Raw genomic sequence first — 15,483 nt, 5'->3', positions numbered from 1 at the left:
CACTGTAATGGATTGTTTTATGAATTGTAAAGCAATTTTGAAAAAAGATTGACATGTAAAGCAACGCTCTGATAATATCTTGAATTAAGAAATGCAAACAGACACGAAACAATTACATATTGATTTCTCTTATCGAGAGTTGGGCGAGGGATTTGGCCTTTTGACCCCAACAGCAACCGACCGTTAATACCACTGTGAAGTGGGGCGCAGCAAGTAACGCGCCAAGACAATTGTCTTATAGGGCACGGTGCTAATTCCATCAGACGTATGTGCTGAGAGATAAGAGAGGCTTTGAGCATACACACCATCAAGCCTCTTTCTCTCAGGAGAAAGAGGCTTTTTTATATGATTTGGAGGGGAAGCAATTGGTTACACTTACGGCATCATATGAAGAACTAACAGAAAGCTCGGCAGTTGCACTCGCAATTAGACTTGGTTTGATCCAAGAAAGCAGTCATTTGACATGTACTGAAATTGGTGACGGGAATTTAAATTACGTCTTTCATATTTATGATCACAAACAAGAAAAAGGATTGATCATCAAGCAGGCGCTGCCTTATGCAAAGGTGGTTGGGGAGAGCTGGCCGCTTACATTAGACCGGGCAAGAATTGAAAGTGCCGCCCTGATCAAGCAGTCAGAATATGCGCCGCACCTCGTACCAGCAGTCTACTATTCAGATACAGCTCTTGCAGTGACAGCCATGGAGGATCTCTCTCACTTAGAAATCGTCAGAAAAGGGCTAATTGCCGGAAAACAATATCCGCATTTATCTGATCATGTTGGAGAATTTTTAGGAAAAACACTTTTTTACACATCTGACTTTGCGACAAATCCTAAAATCAAAAAACAATTTGTGAAGCAGTTTACGAACCCTGACCTGTGTGATATTACAGAAAAACTCGTCTTCACAGACCCTTTCTTTGATAGTGAAACAAATGACTTCGAAGAAGAATTAAGAGAATCAGCAGAAGCGCTTTGGAAAGATCTTGAGCTGCAAGCCAAAGCAGCGGAATTGAAGCGTATCTTCCTGACATCAGCTGAAACATTGGTTCATGGAGATCTTCATACAGGCAGTATTTTTGCAAATGAGACTGAAACGAAAATCATTGATCCAGAATTCGCGTTTTACGGTCCCTTTGGATTCGATATCGGCCACTTTATCGCCAATCTGTTCCTGAATGCTTTATCTCGCGAGAATGAACACGAGCAGCAGCACCTTTTTGACCATGTCGTCAATGTATGGGCAACCTTCAAAGAAGTGTTCACAAGAGCTTGGAAAGAGGACAGCATTGAAGCGTTTAGTGTATCGGACAGCTTTTTAGAAACAACCTTTGACCGGATTTTAAAAGAAGCGACAGGCTTTGCCGGCTGTGAGCTTGTCCGCCGAACAATTGGTCTTGCTCATGCCGCTGATCTTGATGCGATTCCATCACCAACTAGACGGATTCAGCAGAAAAAAGCAGCACTGACACTTGGAAAAACATTTATCAAACAATATCATACAGTGGAAACAGCGTCTGATCTCGTCGCATTATTCCAGCCATCTGTAAAGGAGTGACGGGTTTTGTCAAAAGAATTTGAAGTCCCCCGTTCTGTCGAATGGGAAGAAAACCGTATTCACATTTTAAATCAGCAAAAATTACCGGCCGAAACCGTATTTGAGCATTTATATACGAAAGAAGATGTGTATGATGCGATTGTGTCATTAAAAGTACGCGGAGCGCCTGCGATTGGCATTACAGCAGCTTTTGGGCTGGCGCTTAGTGCACAAGCCATTGAGACAGAAGAAATGGATGTGTTTAAACAAGAAGTCATTCGAATCAAAGAATATTTAAACAGTGCTCGTCCAACCGCTGTGAACCTCGCCTGGGCATTAGACCGGCTGCTGCAGCGCATTCAGCGTGCAGCATCAGTGAATGCAGCCAAAACAGACCTTGTCCATGAAGCCATTCAAATTCAAATTGAAGATGAAGAAACATGCAGACAAATCGGTCAAAATGCTCTTCAGCTCTTTAAATCAGGTGACCGTATCATGACCATTTGTAATGCAGGCTCCATCGCAACGAGCCGGTACGGAACAGCCCTTGCTCCCTTTTATTTAGCCAAAAAGAAAAATCTTGATCTTCACATTTATGCATGTGAAACACGCCCTGTTCTTCAAGGTGCTCGTCTGACAACATGGGAGCTTATGCAAGGCGGCGTGGATGTGACGCTCATTACAGATAACATGGCAGCCCATACGATGAAGGAAAAGCAAATTTCTGCTGTCATTGTTGGAGCTGACCGTATCGCCCGTAATGGAGATACAGCGAATAAGATTGGAACGTTAGGTCTTGCCGTTCTAGCCAAGCATTTTAACATTCCGTTTTTTGTAGCAGCACCGCTTTCAACCTTTGATGTATCCACCCGCGACGGGTCAGATATTCCAATTGAAGAGCGCGACCCGCTGGAAGTAAAGGAATTAAACGGCGTCCCCATTGCACCGCCTGATGTTCAGGTATTCAATCCCGCCTTTGATGTCACTCCTCATCATCTTATTTCAGGCATTATTACAGAAAAGGGAATTATCACATCGAACTATGCAGAAGAGATTGATGCTCTTTTCGCCGAAAGCATCTCCCAATGATCGCAAAAAAGCGCCGTGTTCTTGTCATTTAAGAGCACCGCGCTTTTTTGTTTCTTGATTCGTTTTTGTTAAGATTTCTTTTTTTTGTTCTTCTGTCAAAACGTTCATTTTGACACATAGTGACGTAACGGCATACATTTTACCTTTTTTGCCCCAAAACATGCCAGCGCCCTCCTTTTTCCCTCAACCAACTTTTTTAGCTTAATAAAAGGATATGTCGCTTGACAAACATTTGGAACAGGTCAATCGATTTATTTTTGAACAAATGGGATGCCTTCTAATTCAAGGAGGACCGCTTTCATGTCTGTCTTCGATCCTGCATAGCCCGTCAGAGACCGGTCTTTACCAATCACCCTGTGACATGGGATAAAAATAGGTAATGCATTTCGTCTGTTAGCTTGTCCGATGGCTCTTACAGCCTTTGGATTGCCAATCGCTTCTGCAATGTCTGCATAGCTTTTTGATTCACCATATGGTATGGCCGACAATGCTCCCCACACCTGCTCTTGGAAAGGGGAACCTGTTTGCTTGAGCGGGAGATCGAATACTTGACGCTCACCCTTGAAATATTCATCTAGCTGTTTTTTCGCTTCTTGTAAGACAGGCGTATCTGCTTGCTTTAGATTCGCTGCCTGCTTTTTTGCTAAAAACGGTTCATCATCAAACATCACCTCGATGATGGCACCATCCTTTTCTAGTATGTATAATTCCCCGATGGGTGCGTGATAGACGGTATAATACACGTTACTGCTCTCCTTCTTGTTTCTGCTGCCTGAGTGGCAGCGTGAGATGGAAGACGGTTCCTACGCCTTCCTCACTTTCTACCTCAATGGTTCCTTGATGCTCTTCAATAATTTTATAACTAACCATTAAGCCAAGTCCAGTTCCTCTTTCTTTCGTTGTATAAAAAGGCTCACCTAGACGCTTTAGCTTATCCTCTGCCATTCCGCAACCTTCATCACGCAGTGAAATGACAATATGCTCCTCGCCCTTCCGCTGAATGCTCACATAGACATTTCCTTTGCGCGGCATGACTTCAATTGCATTTTTTAAAATGTTAATAAAGACCTGCTTTAATTGGTTTTGTTCACAATAAATGAGCGGAATCTCATCCAGCACATTGAGATGCATTTGAACATTGCCAAGATTCGCCTGTGCGTGCAGTAGATCCATCGTGTCTTTCACAATCTGCACCACATTTTTTTCTTCATATACAATGGCTTGCGGTTTCGCTAAAATCAAAAATTCGGTGATGATGGATTCAATTCTTTTCAGCTCTGATGTGATGACATTGAAATAGAGCGAATACTCCCCTTCTATATTTCCTTTTAACAGCTGAATGAAGCCTTTTAAGGCTGTCATCGGGTTTCTAATTTCATGAGCAATTCCAGCGGCAAGCTCTCCGACCACATGAAGGGTATCTGATTTTCTCACCCGCTCTTCTAATTCCTTCCGCTCTGTCACATCTCTAAAGATCGCCAAATTCATATTATGGATAATGTTGCGTTTAAAAGAGAATTCCAGGATACGCTGATCTGGATGATTCAGTACAAACGGAACCTCATTATCCATTTCATCTAATGACATCGCCTCGGCAGGCTGAGCCAAATTTTCTATTTGATAAGGGGCAAGGATGTGGAAAAGATTCATTTCTGTTAAATGATCGTCCTTCAATTGAAGCAGCTCGCTGGCAGATGGATTGACTTCAATGATTCGATATTGATTATCAAAAAGAACAATGCCGTCCATTGATCCATTAAATACTTTGCGGAATTTAAGCTCACTTTCGCGCAGCTCCTGCTCCATTCTTTTTCGATCACTTACATTACGTAAAATGGTTAAGTGCTGTCCTTCTAATACCGCATGCTTTGATGTAAACTCAAGCTCTTTATACTGTCCATTTGCCATTTTGAACAATAGCTCTTCCCTTATTTCATGATTCCGGATATAGCGTCTTCTTGTTGGTCTATATCTCTTATCAGATTTGACGAGAAAGTCGGTAAGTTTTTTGCCAATCAGCGAGTGCATTGGTAATTCAAAAATTCGGCAGGCTGATTCATTGGCTCTCACAATCTCTCCATCGTCCGCCCATATGATGATGGCATCCATTGCATTTTCGAAAATTTCTCTAAAGCGTTCTTCACTTTTTAACAGCTTCTCTTCCATCAGCCTTTTTTCTGTAATATCCCGCATGATGGACATATAAAAACCACTCATCACATTTGATGTAATGGTGAGTTCGAATAATTTGTGCTGGCCAGATTGAAGGGTAACAGGAAGCTCCCCTTTTGCTTTCCCTGTTTCTTTAAGTGACGTTAAAAGATGCTGCAAGGCGGGAAGGTTTTCTTCTTCGACAAATTCATGTAAATAGCGATCGGTTAAATCAGTCTTTTGCAGCTCAAAGCTCTGACAAAAAGAATGATTTGCATCAATCATGCAGCCATCCTGATCAAAAATGACCATCCCGTCAATGGCTCGGTCAAACAAATCTTTGAACAGCTGCTCATTCATGGAGCGTTCTCGTTCTAATATTTTCTTTGATGAAATATCTCGCATAACCACTATATACTGCTGATTCATGGTGTCGTGCTCTGCGACAAATTCAATGTATTTTGTTTCGCCATTTTCCAGCTGAATGGAGATTTCTCTTTTTAACGTACCTTTGCGAAAAAATAGATCGAGTGAGCATTCAACTTTATCTTTCGGGATGCCGTATAAGAAATCTAGAACGGATTTATTGAGGAGGTCTTCTTTCGGTGTCTGGACAAGCCTGCATGTTGCTTCGTTGGCTTGGATGATGTTGAGGTGCTGATCAAATATAAAAATGGCATCTAGCGTCTTATTTAACAGCATTTTTTGCTGCATCAACTCAGTTCGCAAATATTCGTTCTCTTTTTCTAATTTTCTGATATCTCCCGCAGGGGTTAACCTATTGCCATCGAGCGTTTCAGTCATTCTCTTACACTCCTTTTCCAGCCTCATTCCTCTACAATATTTCTACAATATTTTCATTGTTCCTTCATTCGACTCATAAAAAAAGATAACTTTTTACACGAAGACTGTCTCATTTATTTCATTTGGATGACAGGATTGTATAACGATTCACTTTTCTTACGCTTCTTTTACAACCGTACTACAATTTCACATCAAATAGCGAATTAAGCGAAAATGTATTTTAGAATGAGGCAAATAAGGGAACAGTGCACTTAGAACATTTATGTTCGAAAACGAGCAGGAAAGGTGATGTTATGGCATCTTCACGAGATAGTTATTTTGATAATGCGAAATTCCTTCTGATTTTTCTAGTTGTTTTTGGTCATTTGTTACGATCATTCATTCATGATAATGACTGGATGCTCTATTTATACAAGTTTATTTATACCTTTCACATGCCCGCCTTTATTTTAGTTTCTGGCTTTTTTGCAAAAGGGTTTAGAAAACCGGGCTTTATGAAAAAAGTCGCCGTTAAGCTGATCATCCCATATTTAATCTTTCAGGTGATCTATTCGGTTTACTATTATCTATTACAGGATCAAAGCATGGCCAATTTAAATCCAATTGATCCGCAATGGTCCTTATGGTTTTTAATTAGTTTATTCTTTTGGAACTTGCTGCTCATTCCTTTTTCAAAACTGCCGTTCCACTGGGCGATGATTGTCAGTTTATCGATTGCATTACTTGTCGGTTATGTGGACAGCATCAGCGATACACTCAGCTTATCACGTACGTTTGTCTTTTTGCCTATGTTTTTAGCTGGATTCTATTTAAAAAAGCAGCATTTTGAATTCATCCGTACAAGCAAAGGAAAGCTTGCAGCATTTTTTGTATTAATGGCTGTGTTCCTGTTTTGCTACTTCTATGAATTTGATTATTCCTTCTTATTTGGCTCAAAGTCGTATGCTTCTCTTGGAGATGAAGGAATGATTGCGGCGATGAAACGAATGGCATGGTATTTGCTTGCATTTGGCGCTACATTCAGCTTCTTTGCATTAGTTCCGACACGCCGTTTCTTCTTTACAAAATGGGGAACAAGAACGTTATATGTTTATTTATTACATGGCTTTGTGATCAAACTGCTAAGAACCACTTGGTTTGATGACTGGGCGCTAAATGCAGCAAGTGTACTCATTTTATTGCTGCTGACCATTTTGTTAACCTTTACCCTGTCTAGCACTTTTGTCAAAACCGTTGCACAGCCAGTGATTGAGCTTAAAATGAACAACTTCATGCGAACGATCACTGGCAGGCAGGGGAGTTATATCAAATAAAAAAACGATCCTTCATGGATCGTTTTTTTCTATTTCTTATTCTGCTGACATGCAGCATCTTTCTTTGGCTTCACCAATGTATCAATCCATTTGCTGCTGTTAATATCTCCAAGCTCACTGCCAAATTCCTCTTCTAAAATATCTGGGTCCATTGGCTTTTTATGGTCCTTCATCTCTTTGCTCTTCATATGCTTCTTAGTCACGAGATGCTCCCCCTTGTTTTCCTTTATGAGAATTTCGGTTTGCCTGACGATCTCTTGATTGTTCGTCAAATTGGGTTTGTCCTTGATCATGTGCCATGCTTTCTGTCGGCGTCATATTATTTGTTAATGCTTCATTTTTCGCTGCTTTTCTTTTCATCTACATTCAGTCCTTTTTTGACAGGTTTAGTTCTTCTCTTAATTGGTCAAGGAGTTCTTTCATTTGCTTGACCGTCACTGGCTTTTCCTCAGGTTTTAACTCATAGCCAATTTGTCCATTGGCTTCTAGCGTGGCTTTTTTGAGACAGCTGATGTCAGTGATGCCTTGCTGCTTTAAACGCATTTTAAATTGATCCCTTGTGAGCCTTGTTTTCTTCAGCTTATGATCAAGCATTTCGCCATCCTGTAAAATCACGACCGATTTTCCTGAAAGCAATTTTTCAAAAAAATCCGATTGAATCGACAGCTTTTCCATAATGACAAGTGCCACAATAAAGATGGTAGCTGCATAAATGGTTTCAAGTAAATTATGCTCAATAAAGGGTTGGATAATAATCGATCCGATTGAAATCATAATCACTGTTTGTTGTACAGTTAATTGACTAATGGATTTAGGCCCTGCTATTCTCAGCAGCAAGGTACCAACTAGCAGCATGACAATTGCTTTCCATAATACATCAAGCACGTCTCGTTCACCTCTTACCTATAGATTGCGAACATCCCATATGATTTAGCCAGTTAGATAATGGAAATAAAAAAACAGCATTCCATTTGAATGCTGTTTAACCAATAATGACGCGCTCTTTCGGATAATGATAATTTGCTTCGCTTTCTCTTCGGCCTATTAAATATAAAAAGCTTGGAATGCCGATCCGGCCAATAAACATGACCACCATGATAATACATTTACCAAACACAGTGAGATCTGAGGTGATCCCAAGCGACAGCCCCGTTGTTCCGAAAGCAGAGCAAACTTCAAATAAATTTTCAAGAAGTGTATTATGCTCTGTTAAGGATAACAGGAACGTAGCGCCAAAGACCAAAATAAACGCCATCATGGTTACCATAAGGGATTTATTAATATCCGCTTGATGAAGCTCTCTCTTGAAGATTTTAATGGACTTATTTCCCCTAGCAAAATGAAACAAGGCGAGTAAATTAAGAGCAAACGTAGTTGTCCGAATGCCGCCCCCCACAGAGCTTGGGGAAGCCCCGATAAACATGAGCATACATAAAAATAAAAGCGTCGGTTCCGTCAGCTGCGTAATATCTAACGTTGTCAGCCCCCCGCTTCTTGTTGCAGTCGATTGAAACAAAGAATAGAACAAGATTTCGTGCCAGCTTTTCCCTACAAAGCTAAACCCGGCTTCAAGTGCATAGATTCCAATCGCTCCAACAACGACAAGGCCGCCGAACGTGAGCGTGGTGATTTTTGTAAACAATGAGAACGATGCGTGCTTACGGTCCTGATTGAACAAATAATCCTTTACTTCCACAAGCACAGGAAAGCCAATCGCTCCAAAGATGATCAGCAGCATTGTAATAAACTGGACGAAATAATCATCTTTGTAAGGGATAAGAGAGCTCCCTGTAATATCGAAGCCACCATTGGTTGTCGCACTAATACTTGAGAAGAAGCCATGCAAGAAAGCGCTTTGCACATCGTAATACTTGAGAAAATACATGCTTAAAATCAGCCCGCCGACAAACTCAATCAGCAAAATTAAATATAAGACCTGCTTCATTAGTTTCACAATTCCAGATAAATTGCTTTGGTTTTGATCTGCCATGATCAGCTTTCTTTCTTTAATTCCAATTCTTTTTCGCATGACAAGCCATACGAAGGTACCGAGCGTCATAATGCCGATGCCTCCAATTTGCAGAACAAACGCAAGGATCCACATCCCTGCCACACTAAATGTTTGTGAGGTGTCGACAACAGTCAGTCCTGTAACACTTACCGCACTCACCGCTGTAAACAAGGCATCAATGAATGTCCATTTGACTCCCTCTTGATGAGCCACTGGCAGGCTGAGAAGAATAAACGACACGGTCACAGCAAGAAAATAATAAAGGGCAATCAACTGAAAAGCTGACAGCCGGTCAATTAGCTTTTTTATAGGATTCATTGTCATTCCTTCTTTTATCTATCTTTTCGAATACCTTTATCATTTTAATGAAAAGAGACATGATTTTAAAGCTATTTTATGCTTTATTTTCTTTTTCATCAAAAAGAAAAAGACATCCTGTTAAAGAATGTCTTTTCGTCTTTCTTATTTTGCTTCTAGTCTTCTGATTCTTTCGTTCAAATCAGGGTGTGTTGAGAAAAGAGAAGCTTTTCGTTTACCGCTGATTTTCAGCGTAGCGACTGCTGTTTGATCATCATCTTTGATTCTTGACGTGTACGCCTCAAGTGAACGAAGCGCATGAATCATTTTATCTTTACCTGCAAGGTCGGCTCCGCCGCGGTCTGCATGGAATTCACGGTGTCTAGAATATGCAAACACGACAAGGCTTCCTAGGATAGAAAAAATGATTTGGAAAACAATCACAGCGATAAAGTGAACAATCGGCACAAGCTCTTCACGTGAAACAAAACGGCTTGCGATCCATGCCGCAATTCTTGAAAGGAACACAACGAACGTGTTGACGATTCCTTGAAGCAGCGTCATCGTCACCATATCACCATTCGCAACGTGAGCGACTTCGTGGGCGATTACACCTTCAACTGCTGCATCATCCATTTCATGAAGCAATCCTGTTGATACTGCAACAAGTGATCTCCTCTTAGAAGGACCTGTTGCAAATGCATTGACTTCAGATGATTGATAAATACCAACCTCAGGCATTTTAGAAAGGCCTGCTGCTCTTGAAAGTCTGTGCACGCGGTCAACAAGCTGCTGCTCATCATATGTTAATGAATCCTTTTCTGGATTTAACACACGTACACCCATCATCATTTTTGCCATCCAGCGAGACATTGCAAGTGACATAAACGAGCCAACAAAACCAACAACTGCACTGAATACAAGAAGATAAAGGATATTAAGTCTTCCGTCTGCTCCTATATAAGAACCAACACCAGTTGCTGCACTAATAACCGACAGTACAATACCAATCGTAGTGATAACAAGAATGTTCGTTAATATAAACAGAAATATTCTCTTACCCATACATAACCTCCGCTGTAATATTAAGTTCAAATGAACTTATTAATAAAATTATAAAAATAAACGTCTCAAATTGCAAGGAAAAAGGAATCACTTTCTCTGTTTATCATAACGGCTAAAGCCCCATCACATCAATATTTACGACATTTGCCCCAGCAGAAAAGTGAACAAATTGTGACGCACAGGTTTGAATTTGAGTTTATTTTGCATTTTCATCAAAAAGAGACTATGATGTTGAATTAGATCAATAATCACGTTTTGACGTACAAATGAGGTGGAACATGGTTACTTTTAAATTAACGAGAATTGACATGACAAGACTTCTGTATTCTCTAAAAGGAGAGGGAGATCTGACTCCGCTTCAGCTTTTGAAACTATCTGTAAAAAATGGCAAGGATCATGACTATGATGAATTAAAGATCCCGTCTTTTTTTGAGAAGCTTGAACGGCGGAAGCAAAAATCAGAGCATGGTCTTTCTACAAATGAAATTGTTGAGCTTGGCAACTTGTGTGAGCTGACTTCTCTTAAATCGACGGCGATTCAAAATTGGATCAAACGTGATATTAAAGATATGATTGGCCATCCAGAGCTTGGCAAGAAGTACTCTATTGATCAGGTCGTTATTTTATTAATTGTCAGGGATTTAAAATCAGTTTTTGACTTCGATACCATTCGTATGATCTTATCTGCCTTATTTAACACCATCACAGATCGAACAGATGATATTATTAGTCCAATCCGTTTTTATGAAGCATATGCGCACGTCCTTGATTTTATTTATCACCATACACAATTTCCATTAAAGGAAACAAATTTACGAGAAATAACTGAGGAGCAGACAGACAAGCTCCATGACGAGTTTACAGAATTGACGAAGAGCCAATGGAATTTGATTAAAGGCATTATCAGTTCTACCGTCTTCTCTGTATTTACTTCTCATTTGCAAAGTACAGCTCAAGAAATGATGTATAATACGCTTCAGCTGAATAAGGGATAAATAAGAACCGAGGTGACCTTCATCATCTCGGTTTTTTTGTACAGCAATTGCCAGCATAAATGTGCGGCTTTTTTTTCAAAATAAGAAGGCGCAACAAACATGAGGTGAAAGGAGGAATATGACATGGCAAATCGAAATCAACTTCTTGTTCCTGGAGTAGAACAAGCTTTAGATCAATTTAAATACGAGATCGCTCAAGAATTTGGCGTCACTCTCGGTTCAGATACAGTCTCACGTGCAAACGGTTCTGTTGGCGGTGAAATCACAAAAAGACTCGTTCAACAGGCTCAATCACAAATGGGCAATCAATCTAAATAAAGACATGGTGAAATACGCCGGAGCTAATCTGGCGTTTTTTATTGTTCATATGTGTGCTCATGCCGGTTCTCGCGATAAGGAAACGGTGCACCTTTCCCTTTTTGCTTCACATGTTCTCTTTTTTGTTCAGCGGATGGATTGTTCTGATCCCTGCCGTTTTTTTTTGCATGTTTTTCCACATCACCACGTGATGTGCCGTTCCAGTGTCTTCTTTCATCAGGATCAGTTGAATGATTTTTTTTTTGCTCTTTATCGAAAGAATGATCCTTTTCTTCCTTTATCTTGTTGTCTTTGCTTGCATCATCAGGTTTTTGAGGCTTTTGAACAGATCCTTGCTCTTCCCTCTCTGCCTCCTTCTGCTCTTTGTCCTCAGCTTCAGGAGCCTCTTGATCTGGCTGCATCTCTTCGCTATCGTCTGTCTTTACGTCTTCTTGTTTGTCTTTATCTGCTTGTTCTTCATCATGTTTCTTAGGATCTTCTTCCTTCACAGCATCGTTATCTGCTCCGTCTTCATCCTTTTTGATGTCTTCATGTTCTTGATCTTGCATTTCTTGATTTCTAATATATGTTCCTGTTGAAATGCCTGCCTTTTGAGCTTTTTCTCTTGTTTCCATGTCACTTTCCACAGTTTCCAACTTATAATTGCGTTTTTGATATTCACCAGAAATGGTGTTAATTTTGCTTTTTACGTTTGTTTTATATGTATTGTCCTGCTTGTTTTCATAAACGGTTGAAATATAAATACTTTTAGAATGGTTCACATATCCTTTTTTGTCACAGTCATCTATAATTTCCTGGACGACTTTGGTCATGTCGTTTTTTTCTAAATCCTTCATACTCGCCAGTACTTGCTTTGCATCTTTATTCAGCGGTGTGACACCGATCACTTGATAATTGTGATCAAGCTTCAGCTCAAAGCTTGGGTTAATATCAATTGTCATATACGCATATGCTTTTTGACTTGAGAAAGATGGCATCATAGTAAAAATTACGACAATAATCGCTGCTATTGATAGAATTCCTGCATTTAACGGACGTAAACGAAGCAGGTCAAAAAAACCGGCTCTTTTTCTTTCGAGACGTGATTCATTCGGAAATGTCACTTCTTGGCCGATTTCATAGTTTTGCTCTTCATATTTAGTCCGCAGAAATTGTCCATCAGGGGTCAGCAGCGTGACATATTTTTTGTTTTTCTCTACTATAATGCCTCTTCTCATGAATTAAGCACCCCTTTAAGGTAATCTTTCAAATACACATAATCACCTGTCATAATGATCGCCATCGCAATGATATATTTTCTATTTCTCTCAATCGTTTTGCGGCTGACTTCCACTAACTTTTCCAGCTGTTTGACAGGCAATTGTTTCTTCTGAAATAAAATGGTTCTCAGCTCATCGTGTTCAACGAGTGTACGGGCTACTTTAATGGCATTTTGCCTGGCATCTGCATGCTTTGGTGAATGCTCAAGCAGCTCTTGAAACGTGAGACCGTATACTTTCAATCGTTCTTTAAAATGTTCAATCTCTTCTCTTCTATGTTCTTGTTCAATTAAACGCCTATATTCATTTGCAGAGAGCTCGGCTTCAATCATGCTTTGAGAGTATTCGCCATTCTCACTTTCTTGCAGGTCCATTTGAACCGTTGACGCATTTCTTGCTTCTTTTCGAATATAGTCAATCACTTTTCTTTTAATAATTAATTCTGCGAAAGCAAGCAGTGAGTTTCCTTTTTCGGCAGAGTATTTTTCTATCGCTTCATTAAAGGCTATTAAGCCTATGCTGAATTCATCATCTTTTTCATCTATATATCGTTTACAAACGGATGAAACCGTCTTAGCGACAAATGGTTTGTATTGCTCTATTAATGCATTTTGCAGTTCGATATCACCTTGTTGAATACTGATAGCCGACTGCTCTAATGTTTGCTTTTTCTTTCCTTTTTTAAACAAAAGGCTAAGCAATGGTTTCACCTCAGTTCTCCCTATATTACTCATTTATGATAGCTAATTTATGAGGGAAGCGCAAAGGAAGAAATGAGGAATTCATTTCCTGTTACTCAATTATGACATGTATGTCACCATCTACTTTACAATGTTTCGTCTAAAAGCAAAGAAATAAGGGGGTATCTCCCCCTTATTTGTAATATACGTGTTATGAAAATGAAATGATATTTCTTTCAAAAAACCTACTCTCCCAGGCGTGCCTCTTGCTTCTCCTCGTTTTCCTGCCCGCCTTTTCTTGATGGATTTGATAAAAACCAGCCAAATGCTGCAATTGCGAGAAGCACTGTCCAGAAAATGACTTTCCATAATGCTGAATGGATAAAATGAGACGATACGACCCCAATAGCTGGATGTGACAGTGTATAAAGCGTGAGCTTCACACCCACCCATCCGACAATGACAAATGCTGCTGTTTCTAGGCTCGGTCTTGTTTTGAGCAGTTTCACAAAGACCGTTGCTGCAAATCGCATAATAACAAGACCAATGATACCGCCTAAAAGAATGACAATAAATTGACCGCCATCGAGTCCACCGATTTGCGGAAGACTTGTTTTTGGCAGTGTCACAGCTAAAGCGACGGCCGCTAAAATGGAATCTACGGCAAAAGCAATGTCAGCCAGCTCTACTTTCACGACTGTTGCCCAGAAGCCGCTTTGTTTCACATTTGTTTCAGTTTCCTTTTTCTTAAATACGTGCGATTTTAAAATATGGTGAATGGAAATATAAAGAAGATAAATTGCACCAATGGCTTGAACTTGCCACACATCCACTAAAAACGAAATAAGAAACAGAGAACCAAACCGCATGACAAACGCACCTGCAAGTCCGTAAAACAATGCCTTTTTTCTTTGTTTTTCAGGAAGGTGTTTGACCATCACGGCCATGACCAGCGCGTTATCAGCTGCTAAAATCCCTTCTAATCCAATCAGTACGAGCAGAACCCACCCGTACTCTAAAATAATAGCTGCATCCATCATCATTCCTCCTTGTTTTTATCTATTGTCCCACAACAGACAAAGGCTTATGAATGCAAAAAAGACCTTTGCCTGTAATGGCAAAGGTCTTGCTAGACATGTGATATGTAGAATCATGCCAACAAAGCCGATGAACATCAGTCCATGTAATGACGACTTTGTTTCCGGTAAAAACCGGACGCTACTCCCCTTTGGCGGGATTTAGAATATTTAGATTAATTATATCATAATCAATAGACACTGGATTGTCAACAGCTGACTTTCTGTTCAATCCATTGATTAGGCAGTTGGCGTTTCTGTTTTTCTTTTTCTTCGTTTTATCAATAGGTAGACAACAAACAATAACACAACACCGATCCCAATTGGTAAAAGATAAGGATCTATCATGGCGCCAACCTCTTTCCAATTCTCCCCAAGCATAAACCCAAGATACACATACACAAACGTAATTGGTGTAATTGCCAAAAACGTATACAAGCAAAAGACCCACACATTCATCTTGGCAATACCGCACGGGATGGAGATCAGCGTTCTGACTCCTGGTATGAACCGGCCGCTGAATGCGACGAATCCGCCATGCTTTTCAAAGAAAGCATCCGATTTATCAAGCGACTCAGGTTTTATAAAAAAGTACTTTCCATATTTATTTAAAAAGGGTCTGCCGCCGTAACGTCCTAACCAGTACAAGGTCAAAGGACCAGCCACGCCGCCAATGGAGCCGGCCGCCACAACACCGATAAAAGCCATGTCCCCTTCTGAGACCCAGTAACCCGCAAGAGGCAAAACCACTTCAGCAGGTACAAATTCAATGCATAATGCGAGGAAGATGCCAAAGTATGACAAGTTCTTAAAGGCATCAGCTAAAGAAATAATAAAATCTTCGATGTTTATCAATCCCTTTCAAACATAATCATTTGACTGATTCT

17 protein-coding genes and 2 riboswitches are annotated in these 15,483 nt (G+C 40.2%); of the genes, 5 read left to right on the top strand and 12 right to left on the bottom strand.

Annotated elements, in window-relative coordinates:
- Positions 1–127: 127 nt before the first annotated feature.
- Positions 128–285, top strand: a riboswitch (SAM riboswitch).
- 80 nt (positions 286–365) lie between these two features.
- Both mtnK and mtnA read left to right on the top strand, forming a co-directional pair.
- Positions 366–1,559 carry an S-methyl-5-thioribose kinase gene (mtnK, locus tag NSQ76_RS07065; protein WP_034623368.1) on the top strand — a complete coding sequence of 398 codons (1,194 nt, stop codon included), beginning with the start codon at positions 366–368 and terminating at the stop codon, positions 1,557–1,559.
- Between the two features lie 6 nt (positions 1,560–1,565).
- Positions 1,566–2,627, top strand: coding sequence for an S-methyl-5-thioribose-1-phosphate isomerase (gene mtnA, locus NSQ76_RS07060; RefSeq protein WP_024426829.1), 1,062 nt, complete (start codon positions 1,566–1,568; stop codon positions 2,625–2,627).
- A 24-nt stretch (positions 2,628–2,651) separates the two neighbouring features.
- Here the strand turns inward: mtnA and NSQ76_RS07055 are convergent, their stop codons facing one another.
- The 3 genes from NSQ76_RS07055 to NSQ76_RS07045 form a co-directional block, all read right to left on the bottom strand.
- The gene (locus NSQ76_RS07055) at positions 2,652–2,789 is read right to left on the bottom strand and encodes a hypothetical protein (protein ID WP_162860203.1); all 138 of its coding nucleotides are present in this window, start codon (positions 2,787–2,789) and stop codon (positions 2,652–2,654) included.
- A gap of 89 nt (positions 2,790–2,878) precedes the next feature.
- Entirely contained in the window at positions 2,879–3,370 is a 492-nt protein-coding gene (locus tag NSQ76_RS07050; RefSeq protein ID WP_135031912.1) for a methylated-DNA--[protein]-cysteine S-methyltransferase, read from the bottom strand.
- Position 3,371: 1 nt separating this feature from the next.
- Entirely contained in the window at positions 3,372–5,582 is a 2,211-nt protein-coding gene (locus tag NSQ76_RS07045; RefSeq protein WP_034623371.1) for a PAS domain-containing sensor histidine kinase, read from the bottom strand.
- Between the two features lie 293 nt (positions 5,583–5,875).
- Here NSQ76_RS07045 and NSQ76_RS07040 point away from each other — a divergent pair, with 293 nt between their 5' ends.
- On the top strand, positions 5,876–6,895 hold the full coding sequence (locus NSQ76_RS07040; RefSeq protein WP_341053177.1) for an acyltransferase family protein: 1,020 nt from the start codon (positions 5,876–5,878) through the stop codon (positions 6,893–6,895).
- A 29-nt stretch (positions 6,896–6,924) separates the two neighbouring features.
- Here the strand turns inward: NSQ76_RS07040 and NSQ76_RS07035 are convergent, their stop codons facing one another.
- The 5 genes from NSQ76_RS07035 to htpX all read right to left on the bottom strand — a co-directional run bounded on the left by NSQ76_RS07035 (position 6,925) and on the right by htpX (position 10,268).
- Positions 6,925–7,098 (bottom strand): hypothetical protein, encoded by a 174-nt coding sequence (locus NSQ76_RS07035; RefSeq protein ID WP_166644678.1) that lies wholly within the window; start codon positions 7,096–7,098, stop codon positions 6,925–6,927.
- Positions 7,091–7,255, bottom strand: a complete 165-nt coding sequence (locus tag NSQ76_RS07030; protein WP_087975542.1) for a hypothetical protein — start codon at positions 7,253–7,255, stop codon at positions 7,091–7,093. The genes NSQ76_RS07035 and NSQ76_RS07030 overlap by 8 nt, the downstream gene beginning before the upstream one ends.
- A gap of 6 nt (positions 7,256–7,261) precedes the next feature.
- Positions 7,262–7,780, bottom strand: coding sequence for a DUF421 domain-containing protein (locus tag NSQ76_RS07025; RefSeq protein WP_024424666.1), 519 nt, complete (start codon positions 7,778–7,780; stop codon positions 7,262–7,264).
- Positions 7,781–7,877: 97 nt separating this feature from the next.
- Positions 7,878–9,224 carry a TrkH family potassium uptake protein gene (locus tag NSQ76_RS07020; protein WP_080652937.1) on the bottom strand — a complete coding sequence of 449 codons (1,347 nt, stop codon included), beginning with the start codon at positions 9,222–9,224 and terminating at the stop codon, positions 7,878–7,880.
- 144 nt (positions 9,225–9,368) lie between these two features.
- Complete coding sequence (htpX, locus tag NSQ76_RS07015) at positions 9,369–10,268, bottom strand: protease HtpX (RefSeq protein ID WP_024424664.1); 900 nt, start codon at positions 10,266–10,268, stop codon at positions 9,369–9,371.
- A 278-nt stretch (positions 10,269–10,546) separates the two neighbouring features.
- Here htpX and NSQ76_RS07010 point away from each other — a divergent pair, with 278 nt between their 5' ends.
- Positions 10,547–11,263 carry a DUF1836 domain-containing protein gene (locus tag NSQ76_RS07010; RefSeq protein ID WP_025092320.1) on the top strand — a complete coding sequence of 239 codons (717 nt, stop codon included), beginning with the start codon at positions 10,547–10,549 and terminating at the stop codon, positions 11,261–11,263.
- 123 nt (positions 11,264–11,386) lie between these two features.
- Positions 11,387–11,581 carry an alpha/beta-type small acid-soluble spore protein gene (locus NSQ76_RS07005; RefSeq protein ID WP_024424662.1) on the top strand — a complete coding sequence of 65 codons (195 nt, stop codon included), beginning with the start codon at positions 11,387–11,389 and terminating at the stop codon, positions 11,579–11,581.
- A gap of 38 nt (positions 11,582–11,619) precedes the next feature.
- Here the strand turns inward: NSQ76_RS07005 and NSQ76_RS07000 are convergent, their stop codons facing one another.
- The 4 genes from NSQ76_RS07000 to NSQ76_RS06985 all read right to left on the bottom strand — a co-directional run bounded on the left by NSQ76_RS07000 (position 11,620) and on the right by NSQ76_RS06985 (position 15,451).
- Positions 11,620–12,798 carry an anti-sigma factor domain-containing protein gene (locus NSQ76_RS07000; RefSeq protein WP_268436388.1) on the bottom strand — a complete coding sequence of 393 codons (1,179 nt, stop codon included), beginning with the start codon at positions 12,796–12,798 and terminating at the stop codon, positions 11,620–11,622.
- The gene (gene sigI, locus NSQ76_RS06995; RefSeq protein WP_341053172.1) at positions 12,795–13,550 is read right to left on the bottom strand and encodes an RNA polymerase sigma factor SigI; all 756 of its coding nucleotides are present in this window, start codon (positions 13,548–13,550) and stop codon (positions 12,795–12,797) included. Before sigI ends, NSQ76_RS07000 begins: the two co-directional genes overlap by 4 nt.
- A 215-nt stretch (positions 13,551–13,765) precedes the next feature.
- A complete protein-coding gene (locus NSQ76_RS06990) occupies positions 13,766–14,557 on the bottom strand; it encodes a TerC family protein (RefSeq protein WP_377939645.1) in 792 nt (263 codons plus the stop codon).
- A gap of 31 nt (positions 14,558–14,588) precedes the next feature.
- Positions 14,589–14,759: riboswitch (yybP-ykoY riboswitch) on the bottom strand.
- A gap of 77 nt (positions 14,760–14,836) precedes the next feature.
- Entirely contained in the window at positions 14,837–15,451 is a 615-nt protein-coding gene (locus tag NSQ76_RS06985; RefSeq protein ID WP_025092317.1) for a DedA family protein, read from the bottom strand.
- Positions 15,452–15,483 lie beyond the last annotated feature (32 nt).

This window comes from Bacillus sp. FSL M8-0256, assembly GCF_038005765.1.
GTDB classification, from domain to species: Bacteria; Bacillota; Bacilli; order Bacillales; family Bacillaceae; genus Bacillus; species Bacillus safensis.
This window is presented reverse-complemented; position numbering and strand designations above follow the sequence as displayed.

Excerpts from the sequence above, each read along its gene's own strand:
- NSQ76_RS07055 (WP_162860203.1), bottom strand. The coding sequence starts at position 2,789 with ATGTTTTGGGGCAAAAAAGGTAAAATGTATGCCGTTACGTCACTATGT.
- NSQ76_RS07045 (WP_034623371.1), bottom strand. The coding sequence starts at position 5,582 with ATGACTGAAACGCTCGATGGCAATAGGTTAACCCCTGCGGGAGATATC.
- NSQ76_RS07040 (WP_341053177.1), top strand. The coding sequence starts at position 5,876 with ATGGCATCTTCACGAGATAGTTATTTTGATAATGCGAAATTCCTTCTG.
- NSQ76_RS07030 (WP_087975542.1), bottom strand. The coding sequence starts at position 7,255 with ATGAAAAGAAAAGCAGCGAAAAATGAAGCATTAACAAATAATATGACG.
- NSQ76_RS07020 (WP_080652937.1), bottom strand. The coding sequence starts at position 9,224 with ATGAATCCTATAAAAAAGCTAATTGACCGGCTGTCAGCTTTTCAGTTG.
- htpX (WP_024424664.1), bottom strand. The coding sequence starts at position 10,268 with ATGGGTAAGAGAATATTTCTGTTTATATTAACGAACATTCTTGTTATC.
- NSQ76_RS07010 (WP_025092320.1), top strand. The coding sequence starts at position 10,547 with ATGGTTACTTTTAAATTAACGAGAATTGACATGACAAGACTTCTGTAT.
- NSQ76_RS07005 (WP_024424662.1), top strand. The coding sequence starts at position 11,387 with ATGGCAAATCGAAATCAACTTCTTGTTCCTGGAGTAGAACAAGCTTTA.
- NSQ76_RS07000 (WP_268436388.1), bottom strand. The coding sequence starts at position 12,798 with ATGAGAAGAGGCATTATAGTAGAGAAAAACAAAAAATATGTCACGCTG.
- NSQ76_RS06990 (WP_377939645.1), bottom strand. The coding sequence starts at position 14,557 with ATGGATGCAGCTATTATTTTAGAGTACGGGTGGGTTCTGCTCGTACTG.